General features: G+C 51.5%; 10 protein-coding genes. 3 read left to right on the top strand and 7 right to left on the bottom strand.

From position 1 onward, the window contains the following. Positions 1 to 121 precede the first annotated feature (121 nt). On the top strand, positions 122 to 1,219 hold the full coding sequence (locus HMPREF2661_RS08185) for an NnrS family protein (protein WP_070823295.1): 1,098 nt from the start codon (positions 122 to 124) through the stop codon (positions 1,217 to 1,219). A gap of 52 nt (positions 1,220 to 1,271) precedes the next feature. Here the strand turns inward: HMPREF2661_RS08185 and pgi are convergent, their stop codons facing one another. The 5 genes from pgi to zwf all read right to left on the bottom strand — a co-directional run bounded on the left by pgi (position 1,272) and on the right by zwf (position 7,149). After that, the gene (pgi, locus tag HMPREF2661_RS08180) at positions 1,272 to 2,915 is read right to left on the bottom strand and encodes a glucose-6-phosphate isomerase (protein WP_003745746.1); all 1,644 of its coding nucleotides are present in this window, start codon (positions 2,913 to 2,915) and stop codon (positions 1,272 to 1,274) included. 143 nt (positions 2,916 to 3,058) lie between these two features. Next, positions 3,059 to 3,907 (bottom strand): DNA-binding transcriptional regulator HexR, encoded by an 849-nt coding sequence (hexR, locus tag HMPREF2661_RS08175; protein WP_003745745.1) that lies wholly within the window; start codon positions 3,905 to 3,907, stop codon positions 3,059 to 3,061. Between the two features lie 76 nt (positions 3,908 to 3,983). Further along, positions 3,984 to 4,964 (bottom strand): glucokinase, encoded by a 981-nt coding sequence (locus tag HMPREF2661_RS08170; RefSeq protein ID WP_003745741.1) that lies wholly within the window; start codon positions 4,962 to 4,964, stop codon positions 3,984 to 3,986. Further along, on the bottom strand, positions 4,945 to 5,640 hold the full coding sequence (gene pgl, locus HMPREF2661_RS08165) for a 6-phosphogluconolactonase (RefSeq protein ID WP_070823291.1): 696 nt from the start codon (positions 5,638 to 5,640) through the stop codon (positions 4,945 to 4,947). Before pgl ends, HMPREF2661_RS08170 begins: the two co-directional genes overlap by 20 nt. A 63-nt stretch (positions 5,641 to 5,703) precedes the next feature. Then, positions 5,704 to 7,149, bottom strand: coding sequence for a glucose-6-phosphate dehydrogenase (gene zwf / locus HMPREF2661_RS08160; protein WP_070823288.1), 1,446 nt, complete (start codon positions 7,147 to 7,149; stop codon positions 5,704 to 5,706). 481 nt (positions 7,150 to 7,630) lie between these two features. Between zwf and edd the strand changes: the two genes are divergently transcribed. Beyond that, on the top strand, positions 7,631 to 9,466 hold the full coding sequence (edd, locus tag HMPREF2661_RS08155; protein ID WP_070823286.1) for a phosphogluconate dehydratase: 1,836 nt from the start codon (positions 7,631 to 7,633) through the stop codon (positions 9,464 to 9,466). Between the two features lie 90 nt (positions 9,467 to 9,556). Further along, positions 9,557 to 10,195, top strand: coding sequence for a bifunctional 4-hydroxy-2-oxoglutarate aldolase/2-dehydro-3-deoxy-phosphogluconate aldolase (locus tag HMPREF2661_RS08150; protein ID WP_003745733.1), 639 nt, complete (start codon positions 9,557 to 9,559; stop codon positions 10,193 to 10,195). 65 nt (positions 10,196 to 10,260) lie between these two features. On the opposite strand, the gene HMPREF2661_RS08145 is transcribed toward HMPREF2661_RS08150, so the two are convergent. Further along, the gene (locus HMPREF2661_RS08145; RefSeq protein WP_070823284.1) at positions 10,261 to 11,865 is read right to left on the bottom strand and encodes an NAD(P)-binding protein; all 1,605 of its coding nucleotides are present in this window, start codon (positions 11,863 to 11,865) and stop codon (positions 10,261 to 10,263) included. A 67-nt stretch (positions 11,866 to 11,932) separates the two neighbouring features. Continuing rightward, positions 11,933 to 13,219 carry a DUF4178 domain-containing protein gene (locus HMPREF2661_RS08140; RefSeq protein ID WP_283140442.1) on the bottom strand — a complete coding sequence of 429 codons (1,287 nt, stop codon included), beginning with the start codon at positions 13,217 to 13,219 and terminating at the stop codon, positions 11,933 to 11,935. Positions 13,220 to 13,263: the final 44 nt, after the last annotated feature.

The following is a 13,263-nucleotide window of genomic DNA, read 5'->3' as shown; positions in this document are numbered from 1 at the left end:
GGGGAGAGGGTTAGGGAGAGGGCAAGCAAGCCGCGGGCTTGCCTCTTTGGCAAAAGATACAGCCCTGTCCGCCCAATAAATCCATATCCGAAAGCATCTTCATGCAGAATCAAGCCAAGCCATGAATAAATTTTTCACCCACCCTATGCGGCCGTTTTTCGTCGGCGCGGCGGTACTTGCCATACTCGGCGCGTTGGTCTTTTTCATCAGCCCCGGGGCCGTCATTTTGCACCGCCAAATCTTTTTAGAACTCATGCTGCCTGCGGCATACGGCGGCTTCCTGACTGCCGCCATGCTCGAATGGACGGGCTATCAAGGCCGTCTGAAACCTGTCGCCACTTTGATGGCGGCATTGTTGCTCGCCGCATCCACCATACTGCCGTTTGCGCCGCAAACCGCTTCGTTTTTCGTCGCCGCCTATTGGCTGGTGTTGCTGCTTTTCTGCGCTTGGCTGATTTGGCTCGACCGCAACACTGACAACTTTGCCCTCTTAATGCTGCTTGCCGCGTTTACCGTTTTTCAGACGGCCTATGCCGCAACTGGCGATTTAAACCTGTTGCGTGCGCAAGTGCATCTGAACATGGCGGCGGTGATGTTCGTATCCGTCCGCGTCAGCGTCCTCTTGGGTGCGGAAGCCCTCAAAGAATGCCGTCTGAAAGACCCCGTATTCATTCCCAACGTCGTCTATAAAAATATCGCCATCACCTTCCTACTCCTGCACGCCGCCGCCGAACTTTGGCTGCCCGCGCAAACCGCCGGTTTTACCGCGCTCGCCGTCGGCTTCATCCTGCTTGCCAAACTGCGTGAGCTTCACCATCACGAACTCCTGCGCAAACACTACGTCCGCACCTATTACCTGCTCCAGCTTTTTGCCGCCGCAGGCTATCTGTGGGCGGGCGCGGCGAAACTACAAAACCTGCCTTCCTCCGCTCCCCTGCACCTGATTACCATCGGCGGCATGATGGGCGGCGTGATGATGGTGTGGCTGACCGCCGGACTGTGGCACAGCGGCTTTACCAAACTCGACTACCCCAAACTCTGCCGCATTGCCGTTCCCCTGCTCTTTATGGCCGCCGTCTCGCGCGCTTTCTTGATGAACGTGAACCCGATATTCTTCATCACCGTCCCTGCGATTCTGACCATCGTCGTGTTCGTACTGTATCTTTTCACATTTATACCGATATTTCGGGAAAATGCGTTTACGGATGATCCGGAATAAAACAAAAGGCCGTCTGAAAGTTTCAGACGGCCTTGGTATTTAACTAAATGCTTTATTTGTTGGCGTTCAAATAAAGATTAATCAGACGTGTAGTCGAGCTGTCGTGTTTTTGCACTTCAGTCTCGCCGTTCAATTCGGCAAGAATGGTTTTGGCCAATTGTTTGCCGAGCTCTACGCCCCATTGGTCAAAGCTGTTGATGCCCCAAATAATGCCTTGGACGAAGGTTTTGTGTTCGTACATGGCAATCAGGCTGCCCATATTGCGCGGGTTGATTTTGTCCATGAGGATGAGGTTGGTCGGGCGGTTACCTGAGAAGGTTTTGTGCGGAACCAGCTCTTCGATGCGCTCTGCTTCCATACCTTGGGCTTTAAGTTCGGCGCGGACTTCGTCTGGGGTTTTGCCGCGCATAAAGGCTTCGGCTTGGGCAAAAACGTTGGCCAACAGGATTTCGTGATGGCCTTGCAAATTGCTGCGTTTTTCAAGCGAGGCAATCAGGTCAATCGGCGTGATGTGTGTACCTTGGTGCAGCAGTTGGAAGAAGGCGTGCTGGCCGTTGATACCGGTTTCGCCCCAAATAATCGGGGAAGTTTCGTAACCGACCGGTTTACCGTCAAGGGTAACTTGTTTGCCGTTGCTCTCCATATCGAGCTGCTGGATGAATTTAGGCAGACGGTGGAGATGTTGGTCGTAAGGTGCGATAACGTGGCTGCCGCCGCCGTAGTAGTTGATGTACCAGATGCCGATAAGGGCGAGGATGACGGGCATGTTGCGCTCTAGCGGCGTGTTGATGAAGTGTTGGTCCATCAGGTGCGCGCCGTTGAGCATTTCGATGAAGTTCTCTTCGCCGAGATACAGCATAATCGGCAGGCCGATGGCTGACCAGAGGCTGTAACGGCCGCCGACCCAGTCCCAAAATTCAAACATATTGGCGGTATCGATACCGAATTCGGCAACGGCTTTTTGGTTGGTCGATACGGCAACGAAGTGTTTGGCCACCGCGCTTTCATCGCCTGCATGATCCAAGAACCATTTACGCGCGGTCAGGGCGTTGGTCAGGGTTTCTTGGGTGGTGAAGGTTTTGGAGGCGATGATGAAGAGGGTGGTCTCGGGGTGGACCTTGGACAATACGTCGCGCAGTTGGGAGCCGTCCACATTGGAGACGAAGTGCATGTTCAAACGCGGATGGCCGAATTGTTTGAGCGCGGTACACATCATCAGCGGACCGAGGTCGGAGCCGCCGATACCGATGTTGACAACGTCGGTGATAACTTGGTTGGTATAGCCCAACCAGCTGCCGCTGCGGACTTCGTGTGCAAATTCGCCCATGCGTTGCAGGACATGGTTGACTTTAGGCATCACATCTTCGCCGTCCACGACGATGGGGGCGTTGGTGCGGTTACGCAGGGCAACGTGGAGTACGGCGCGGTTTTCCGTCGTATTGATTTTTTCACCGTGGAACATTTGTTGCATCCGTTCCGGTACGCCTGCTTCACGCGCCAGCTCGAACAACAGTGCCATGGTTTCGTCGTTGATGCGGTTTTTGGAATAATCCAAAGTCAGGCCGCCGACTTGCAGCCAGTAACGCTCGGCACGTTCGGGATCTTGATCGAACATTTCGCGCATATGTTGTTCTTTGGTTTCGTCAAAATGTATCCATAATTTTGACCAAGCCGGTAAATCGTGAAGGTGTTTCATCGGATGCTCTCCTGGATAATGGACAGTTTTGTTGAGAAAACGGCCGTGAGGTCGTCTGAAACGGGAACGGGGTGGTTTCCGTTTTTTGAGGTTTCAGACGGCCTGGATATGAGGCGAGGCCGTCTGAAAATGTCAGTGAAGAATCAATCTTTATCGTATTCGATGTGTTTGTTGTGTATGCTTTTTTTACTTTTTTGCAGTTGCGTGCTGGCGGTATCGCCCAAGCGTAAGGCCAAGCCGATGGCAAGAATGTCGATAACGGCCAATTGCAGAAGACGGGACACCATAGGCGTATAAAGCTCGGCATTTTCTTGAGTGGCAATGCTCAATACGCAGTCGGCCATTTGGGCCAACGGCGAATCATTGCGGGTCAGCGCGATAACGGATGCGCCGTTTTCTTTGGCGATACTGGCCGCGTCCAGCAATTCGATAGACGAGCCGGTATTGGAAATCGCCACCAGCACATCCTGCTCGGTCAATACGGAAGCCGCCATCAACTGGGTATGCGTATCGACATAAGCAACAGTGGACATGCCGAAGCGGAAAAATTTGTGTTGCGCGTCTTGGGCTACGATGCCGGAGTTGCCGACACCATAAAACTCAACGCGTCGCGCGTGCATCAGAATGGCAATCGCATTTTCCAGCTCGGATTCTTTCAGAAAGCGGCGCTCGCCCAAGAGGGAGGCTGCGGCATTGCCCAATACTTTTTCGACCACGCTGCCCATGTTGTCATCGGCGTTTAATTCTTCATGAACGTAAGGCATGCCTTCGTGGCCGATGCTGGCAGACAAAGCAAGTTTGAATTCAGGCAAGCCTTTGTAACCCAGGCTGCGGCAGAAACGGATTACTGTCGGCTGACTGACGGACGCACGCTCGGCGATTTCCGCCACAGCGGCATGAACGAACCATTTCGGCTCGGCCAGCGCAGATTCGGCAACTTTGCGTTCTGCGCCGGAGAGGTTGGACAATGATTCGCTGATTTTGCTTAACATATACTCTACCCTTTGATTTTTTGACGTTCGGGACAAGGGTTTTCTCCACCTCTGCCCTGCACCGCCGTTTGTGTGTTTAAACGTTATTTAAATGATTGTCTAATGCCGCCGCTGCGCCGACGATGCCCGGAAACTCGCTCAATACGACATACACGGGAATAGCGGCAAGATAAGCCTCAAAGCGGCCTTTATTTTCAAAGCGGCTGCGGAACGGGGACGTTTTAAAGTAATCCAACACGCGCGGGATAATGCCGCCGCACAAATACACGCCGCCGCGCGCACCCAATGACAAAGCCAAATTGGAAGCAACCGTACCCAGCATGGCGCAGAAAATATCCAAAGTCTGACGGCAAAGCGGAGAAGTCCCGCTCAATGCCTTATCGGTAATTTCAGACGGCTTCAGACGATATTGCTTGATGTTGTCGCGTTTGGCCAATGCTTCGTAAATCAGGCTCAAACCTGCGCCGCTCAAGAAACGCTCGGCGGAAACATGACCGTATTTGTTTTTAGCGTATTGCCAAATCAATACTTCCATATCGTCAAACGGCGGAAAACTGGTATGGCCCCCCTCGCCTGACAAAGCCACCCAGCCTGCGGCGCTGTGCACCAAACCGCTGACACCCAAACCTGTACCCGGGCCGATAACGGCTTTAGGCGCAAATTCGATGGGCTTTTGCCCACCGATTTGTACCAGGTCTTTCTTTTCGGTTTTGGTCACTGCCAAAGCTTGGGCGGTAAAGTCGTTCAACAGAATCAAGGTTTCCAAACCCAAAGCCTGACGGGTGGTCTCGATGGAAAACGCCCAGTGGTGGTTGGTCATTTGCACCCAGTCGCCCAAAATCGGATTGGCAATCGCAAAGGCGGCGTGCAAAACTTTCGGGCTGCCTGCGCGTTCCAAATAAGTTTTAGCGGCATCAACGACGGTATCGTAATCTTTGCATGGCAAAACTTCAGCCTTCTCAATCACTTGCGGGGCAGTTTCAAGCGCAAAACGGGCATTCGTACCGCCGATGTCGGCGACCAGGCGGGGATAAGCTTCAGTGTGCATAGTAGACATGGCAGTTAATTCCTTGATGATTGAGAATTAGGCTGGTCGGATATTCGGTATCGGCTCTTGCGGCAGCTTTATCAAATACTGCTTTTTTCTCTGCGCCTTGAATGGCCAAAAACACATTCGGTGTTTTGGCAATCGCACCCAAAGTCATGCTTACGCGCTCATGCGGCGCGGTAACCGGCGTAGTATGAATCAATGTCGGGTCATCGGCTTCATTGATTGCAGCCTGTAATTGAGGCGCTTGAGGGAACAACGACGCCGTATGCCCGTCTGAACCCATGCCCAACACCAGCACGTCAGGTTGTTTGTAATGTTTCAATGCGTAAGCAACGACAACTCCAGGTTGTAATTCAGTTTCAGATTTTCCGTCTTCAACAACCGGAATCCATGTGGCAACGGCCGCATTATTTTTGAGCAGATATTCGCGCACCAGGCCCGTATTGCTGTCGGCATGCGTGGTCGGGACAATACGCTCGTCCACCAAAGTAATGCCGATGTTTTGCCAATTTAAATCTTTTTGCGACAAAGCCTCGAAAAACGCAATCGGCGAGCGACCGCCGGAAACGGCCAAAACCGCATGGCCTTTCTCATTCAATGTGGTTTGCAGTGCGGTGGCAACGGCATCGGCCAAAGCTTGCGCGGCAGTTGCAGCGTTTTCTTGTTCGTGCCAAACAAACATGTTTCGTCCTTTCATGGTTTCAGACGGCCTTTTGTTAGAAAACAAGGCCGTCTGAAAGAAATATTATTGCTCTTCGTGCCACTTGTTGCCGTCGCGCGCCAACAGCGCGCGCGCGGCTTCAGGACCCCAAGAATGGGCTTCGTAAGCATGCGGAGGCGTTGTATTGTTCGCCCAGTTTTCCAAAATCGGCATCACATATTCCCAAGCGGCTTCGAGTTCGTCGCGGCGGTTGAACAAAGCGAGTTTGCCGTTAATCACATCCAGCAACAGACGCTCATAAGCTTCAGCGCGGCGGCCTTCTACGGCTTTGCCCAAATCCACGCCCAAAGACGTTACTTCCACTTTATTGCCTGCACCCGGGGTTTTCACTTGCGTGTAAAGGCGGACGGATTCGGTCGGTTGTAGTTCAATAACCAAACGATTCGGCGCAGGTTGGCTGTTGTCAAAAATATGGTTTTGCAGCGGACGGAAGTTCAACACGATTTCCGCTACTTTGCCTGCCATGCGTTTGCCGGTACGCAGGTAGAAAGGTACGCCTTTCCAACGTTCGTTTTCGATTTCGGCTTTAATGGCGACATAGGTTTCAGTGAAACTGTCTTTCGGTACATCGACTTCTTCCAGATAGCCGTTCATGCCGTTTGACGCAACATATTGGCCGCGAATAACATTTTCATTGACGGATTCGATGGTCAGCGGTTTCAAAGCCTTGATGACTTTCACTTTTTCATCACGCACGGCATCGGCATCCAAGCTGGCGGGCGCTTCCATGGCGGTCATACAAAGCATTTGCATCAAGTGGTTTTGCACCATATCGCGCAATGCGCCGGTAATGTCGTAGAACTCGCCGCGCTCTTCCACGCCCAACTGCTCGGCAATGGTCAGCTGTACGCTTTCAATGTATTTGTTGTTCCACAAAGGCTCGAACATCACATTGGCAAAACGCAGGGCCAGCAGGTTTTGCAGGCTTTCTTTACCCAAATAATGGTCGATGCGGTAGATTTGTTCTTCTTTGAAATAACGGGCCACATCTGTATTGATTTGTTGGGAAGAGGCCAGGTCTGTACCCAGCGGTTTTTCCAAAACCACGCGCACGTTATCGGCATTCAAACCGATTTCGGCAAGGTTTTCACAGGCTTGCGCAAAAAATTTCGGCGCAGTTGAGAGGTAGATCACGACATTTTCAGTATTCTTGCGCGCTTTTACCAAGTCGCCCAAAGCAATAAAGTCGTCTTTCTTTGTCACATCGACTTTCAAATACTCGAGACGTTGGATAAACGATGCCCACGCTTCTTCTGAGAAGTTTTGTTTGACATGGATTTTAGAGTTCGTTTCCACTTTGGCCAAAAAGCCGGCGGTATCCAATTCGCTGCGGCTTACGCCCAAAATACGACCTTCGGGATGAAGCAAACCGGCTACATGCGCCTGATACAGGCAAGGCAAAAGTTTACGCATTGCCAAATCGCCGGTCGCGCCAAACAACACCAAATCAAAATTTGTCTGTGTACTCATTGTTTCATCTCTCGTTGAGGAAGCTTGCTTCAAAACTTTTGGACTGTCGTCATCTATAAAAATCGATTAGAATCAAAAGCCTTTAAGCAATAAGCAGTAAAAAACCAATCGCCTGCACCAAAATTTCAAACAAGCGGGCTAATGAGTAGTAATACTACACATGGCTACACATTTTGTCTATTCTCATTTTTACAAATTGTTTGATTTAACATAAAAGTTTGATGACTTTTACAGCCCATCGTTTTACGAATTGACCATACCTCGATTTAAATCAAATTTCTTACATTTAGCAAATTATTTTGTAACAAAATTACAGATTTTGTACTATAATATGCGAACGCTTCGAAGAGAAATCTTCAAATATTCAGACGGCCCTTATTATTCATTCCCACAGCTCAAGGCCGTCTGAAACATACCCAATACAAAAATCAGAAACGCGCAAACAAAATCCCTATCATATCGTTTAGCCAGGAGACCGCACATGAACCCCACTCCTATTCACCCGAAACTCGCCGAAATTACCGAGCGCATCATCGAGCGCAGCCGCCCGACGCGTGAAAAGTATCTGGCGAAAATCCGCAGCGCCAAACAGATGGGACGCTTAGAGCGCAACCAGCTCGGCTGCAGCAACTTGGCACACGGCTACGCCTCCATGCCTAAGAGCATCAAAATCGAAATGCTTCAGGAAACCGTCCCCAACTTAGGCATCATCACTGCCTATAACGACATGGTTTCCGCACACCAGCCGTTTAAAGACTTCCCCGACCAAATTAAAGACGAAGCACAAAAAAACGGCGCGACCGCCCAAGTCGCCGGCGGCACGCCCGCCATGTGCGACGGCATCACGCAAGGCTACGCAGGCATGGAATTGTCGCTGTTTTCCCGCGACGTGATTGCCATGAGTACCGCCATCGGTCTGTCGCACCAAATGTTTGACGGCGGCCTGTTTATGGGCGTATGTGACAAAATCGTACCGGGTTTGATGATTGGTGCGTTGTCGTTTGGCCATATCCCAGGCATCTTCGTCCCTGCAGGCCCGATGTCCAGCGGTATCGGCAATAAAGAAAAAGCCCGTACCCGCCAACTTTTTGCCGAAGGCAAAGTCGGCCGCGACGCCTTGCTTGAAAGCGAAATGGGCTCTTACCACAGCCCAGGTACTTGTACCTTCTACGGTACCGCCAACTCCAACCAGATGATGATGGAAATGATGGGCGTGCACCTGCCTGCTGCCGCCTTTGTCCACCCATATACCGACCTGCGCGAAGCCCTGACCCGCTACGCTGCCGGACACCTCGCACGCGGCATTAAAAACGGCACCATCAAACCATTGGGCGAAATGTTGACCGAAAAATCCTTCATCAACGCCCTGATCGGCCTGATGGCAACCGGCGGCTCGACTAACCACACCATGCACCTCGTCGCCATGGCGCGTGCCGCAGGCGTGATTTTGAACTGGGACGACTTCGACGAAATTTCTTCCATCATCCCATTGCTAATCCGCGTGTATCCAAACGGCAAAGCCGACGTGAACCACTTTACCGCGGCAGGCGGCCTGCCTTTCGTTATCCGCGAATTGCTGGACGCAGGCTTATTGCACGACGATGTCGATACCGTCGTCGGACACGGTATGCGCCACTACACTAAAGAGCCTTTCCTCATCGACGGCAAACTCGAATGGCGCGAAGCCCCTGAAACCAGCGGCAATGAAGACATCCTGCGCAAAGCCGATAACCCGTTCTCCCCAGACGGCGGTCTGCGCCTGATGAAAGGCAACATCGGACGCGGCGTGATTAAAGTGTCCGCCGTGCGCGAAGGCTGCCGTATTATCGAAGCGCCTGCCATCGTGTTCAACGACCAACGCGAAGTTTTGGCTGCGTTCGAGCGTGGCGAGTTGGAACGCGATTTCGTCTGCGTCGTCCGCTACCAAGGCCCGCGCGCCAACGGTATGCCCGAATTGCACAAACTGACCCCACCTTTGGGCATCCTGCAAGACCGCGGCTTCAAAGTGGCGCTGCTGACCGACGGTCGTATGTCCGGCGCATCCGGCAAAGTTCCAGCTTCCATCCACATGACCCCCGAAGCCCTGATGGGTGGCAACATCGCTAAAATCCGTACCGGCGACCTGATCCGCTTTGACTCCGTTAGCGGCGAACTCAACGTCCTGATTAACGAAGCCGAATGGAACGCCCGCGAAGTCGAGCGCATCGACTTGAGCGCCAACCAACAAGGCTGCGGCCGCGAACTCTTCGCCAACTTCCGCAGCATGACCAGCAGCGCAGAAACCGGTGCCATGAGCTTCGGCGGCGAATTTGCCTAAACCCTTTTCAGACGGCCTCTTAAAACAAACAGGCCGTCTGAAACCATGTTAACGACCCTATTACGATACAGTCCCCAACGGAGACCTAAAATGTCTAAACTGACCCCTCGTGAAATTCTGACTGCCGGCGCAGTTGTGCCGGTAATGGCGATTGACGACTTGAGTACTGCCGTCGATTTATCCCATGCCCTTGTCGAAGGTGGCATTCCCACCCTCGAAATCACCCTGCGCACCCCTGTCGGCCTCGACGCCATCCGTCTGATTGCCAAAGAAGTGCCCAACGCCATCGTCGGCGCGGGTACGGTAACCAATCCCGAGCAGCTCAAAGCCGTCGAAGACGCAGGCGCGGTTTTCGCTATCAGCCCGGGTTTGCACGAATCCCTCGCCAAAGCCAGCCACAACAGCGGCATCCCCCTGATTCCCGGCGTTGCCACTCCGGGCGAAGTCCAACTGGCTTTGGAACACGGCATCGATACACTCAAACTCTTCCCTGCCGAAGTCGTCGGTGGCAAAGCCATGCTCAAGGCCCTGTACGGCCCTTACGCCGACGTGCGCTTCTGCCCGACCGGCGGCATCAGCCTGGCAACTGCTCCCGAATACTTGGCACTGCCTAATGTCTTGTGCGTCGGCGGCTCATGGCTGACTCCGAAAGAAGCCATCAAAAACAAAGACTGGGATACCATCACCCGTCTGGCTCGCGAAGCTGCCGCTTTGAAACCAAAAGCCTAATCAGGTTATAGGTTAAAAAAGAAAAGGCCGTCTGAATATGATTTCAGACGGCCTTTTTATATCAATTAAGCCAACACTTTCCGTGCCGCTTCCACACCCCAATACAAAGCCTCTTCAAATACCGAATAGCTGCTTAAATCACTGTGTGCAAACAATAATCCAGCATTTCGGTTTCTGATTTTTAATAAAGCCTCATCGCTTAAATAGCCGGGCTTCGGCACGCTCATGCCATGCCCGCGAACGGTAATGTCAACATGGGAAACGTGCCGCCAAAAGCCTTCGCCGTAAGCGGTAAGCAGATCTTGGGCGGCAAGCTGGAGCAACTCTTCGTCACTTGCTTCAAGTAGCTGGCGGCGGACGGCTTGTGGCGTATCGTGGTTGAGCGCGGCGTAGGCGGTAAAAATCGTGCGTTCAGGACGGGCAACCCGAATAAACTGGTTGGTCGCAACAACATAGCCTAGCCCTTGGCTGCCGTAAACCACGTTGTCCCACGCAAGTTCGCTGTTGTTTTTTTCTTTCGGAAAACTGTGCAGTTCAAAATTAGAAACCAGCCATGGCGCGTATTCGGGGATGTCCAGACCAAATTGTTCAGAAGATTCAATAATGCGGGCGGCAACCATCAGCGGCATGGCGGAGATAACGTGTTGCGCGGTGACGGCAACGGTTTCCTCTTTTGCATTATCACGCAGCCACACTTCAATCCGGCCGTCTGAAAGCGGTTTGACTTTGACGGCAGAAGCATTAACCGAAGCAGGTTTCTCCAAACGGATACGGTTTTCAGACGGCCATTGCCAGCCTTCCTGCAAACCGGCATGACGGCGCAGGTTTGCAGAAAGATGTGCCAAACCTTCGGGCCAGGTAAGGACGGTTTCCGCGCTGTTGCGGGCGGCAAAATAATGCAGTCCGGCAAAGGCAGACACTTGCCCGATACCTTGTCCATAATCGTCGCGGCAACAATAATCGAGATACCATAAAAGCTCGGGCGAGTGGTAACCTTCTTGCTCAAGCCATTGTTTGAACGTTAAATCATCAAGTTTGCGCCATGTCTCATCTACCGATGACAGCGCAATCGGAATGGCAAAAATTTTCTTACCGTCATTGCCGTAAGCCTGTTTCAGACGGCCTATCAAATCAAAAAACCGTTTGGAATCCGCATCTTCTTTCGGCAATAAATGTTCCACCCATTTATCCTGATATAAGAGGCGCGATTCGGGCGCATAGACCAAATCGGTTTCCCTAAAGCTGCCGTCTGACTGCAAAATACCGAAATCCGCCAGCATCTCGCGCACATACACGCTTTCTTTCGACGGCAAAGCCAAATAATGCGCACCACTCGGCGCTTTCAGGCCGTCTGAAGACGTATAGGCGGCATTGTTGCCATTGCGTTCAAACCCTTCTGCCAACAATACATCGCGGTGATTATGCTTCGCCAAATACCACAACGCCCCCAACCCAGCCGCACCGCCGCCGAGTATCAACGTATTGCACTCATAACGACGAGCCGGCGCTTGCAACAATTTTCGATCGCGCAACAAATGCCCCAGCGGCAAGCCGACACGGTTAATAGAAACCGACGGTTTGCGGTTGAAGTATTTGTAAGTCTGCCAAGAAAAAGCAGAAGCAGCGCCAAGCGCGGCGGTATAGCTGAGAAATTGACGGCGGGTTAGCATGTTTTATAAAAAGGTCGTCTGAAAAAATAAAAGTAAAACGGCACAACGAAGTTAAACAGATCTCACGTTATTTATGCCCTGCCGAATAACCATGATAGGAGCTGCCGGAATGCGATGAGTCGCTGTCTTCAGCTTTGACATAGTTGAACAAGACGGTAAGGAAAATGATGAAAGCAAAGAAAATAATCGTCCCTACCCGTTCTTCTTCGTAATCACGATCGTTTTTATATCTGTCAGAAACCCATATCCATACCAACGCACACAGACTGACCACTATACCGACAGGACTACGTAGATGCGGCGACAGCCAGGCCGGAAGGTTGACGATGATAAGAATCAGCATAGCAATGATACGGGCTACATTATCTCTACTCCCAACATTTCTATTGTCGCCCTTCAGCCAGTAAGAGAGCATCTCCTTAGTATCAAAAGACAGGCCGAATGCCTTTCTCATTTGACGGTAAGACACAGGACTGCTTTTACTCCAGACTATTTCATCCTTGCTCTGCTCGGAACACAGAATGACATTCCGGCCATAACTTTTCTTGCCGCTATATTCCTTGTAATGAAGCAAATCGCCTTGTTTGACTTTCCAATAAAAAGCACCAGCCGCTGCCTCGACCTGCCCGCGGTAATGATCAATCAACATTTCACCGGCAGGATTGCCACTTGAATCAAAGTCCGGCCATGTTTGTAAGGTTTCTGACAGCCGCCAGCGTTTTCCAGACTCAATCAGCCAGGCAAACCCTTGTTGAGTGTTATAAAGCAGATATTCCGTCCAGTATTCGGACTGATTTTGGTTATAGGACGATATTTCGGCAAATCTTACAGCCCCGATAATCAGATATTCTGTATCGTTCAGACGGCCTTTCGTACCTATGGAAAGTGTAAACAAGTTTTCTTGTTCTTTCCTTTGGGCATTTGCCTCCATCAACACAACAGTATCTTTTGTCGTGTTCAAACTGCTGCCGCAAGACTGACACAAAAGGAAAGAAGTAACACCACTTGGCCAATGGACAGGAGCGCCGCAATGCGGGCAGTTTTCAGAAAGAATCTCTCCTTTCAGACAGCCTGCACTTTCACGGATTTCATCATCACTGCGCTTATTTTCCAGCCTCAAACTGTCCAAACTGACTATGCGTCCGGAGTAGGAGTCCATTGGAAAAGTCGAATAATCCAAGGTCAAAAACAAATTGCCGCGTCGCCAGTCGCAAACCTCGCCTGTCGCTTGATTCCCAGATAGGTTAAACGGCAACTCGCCTTGCGCATCGGTATTACGGTAATGTATGGTGCGGACGTCTGACGCAATAAAGGTTTGGCCATTAAAGATCAACGAACTGGATCCGGCTTTCACCGACTTAAAATTTGGGGCTGACGTAGATTAGCCCTAAATTCCAC

The sequence above is a fragment of the Neisseria sp. HMSC061B04 genome (genome assembly GCF_001836705.1).
GTDB lineage: Bacteria > Pseudomonadota > Gammaproteobacteria > Burkholderiales > Neisseriaceae > Neisseria.
The sequence above is the reverse complement of the archived record's forward strand: the minus strand, read 5'-3'. Positions and strand labels throughout refer to the sequence as shown.

Coding starts and splice junctions, on each gene's coding strand:
- HMPREF2661_RS08185 (WP_070823295.1), top strand. CDS start 122: ATGAATAAATTTTTCACCCACCCTATGCGGCCGTTTTTCGTCGGCGCG.
- pgi (WP_003745746.1), bottom strand. CDS start 2,915: ATGAAACACCTTCACGATTTACCGGCTTGGTCAAAATTATGGATACAT.
- hexR (WP_003745745.1), bottom strand. CDS start 3,907: ATGTTAAGCAAAATCAGCGAATCATTGTCCAACCTCTCCGGCGCAGAA.
- HMPREF2661_RS08170 (WP_003745741.1), bottom strand. CDS start 4,964: ATGTCTACTATGCACACTGAAGCTTATCCCCGCCTGGTCGCCGACATC.
- pgl (WP_070823291.1), bottom strand. CDS start 5,640: ATGTTTGTTTGGCACGAACAAGAAAACGCTGCAACTGCCGCGCAAGCT.
- zwf (WP_070823288.1), bottom strand. CDS start 7,149: ATGAGTACACAGACAAATTTTGATTTGGTGTTGTTTGGCGCGACCGGC.
- edd (WP_070823286.1), top strand. CDS start 7,631: ATGAACCCCACTCCTATTCACCCGAAACTCGCCGAAATTACCGAGCGC.
- HMPREF2661_RS08150 (WP_003745733.1), top strand. CDS start 9,557: ATGTCTAAACTGACCCCTCGTGAAATTCTGACTGCCGGCGCAGTTGTG.
- HMPREF2661_RS08145 (WP_070823284.1), bottom strand. CDS start 11,865: ATGCTAACCCGCCGTCAATTTCTCAGCTATACCGCCGCGCTTGGCGCT.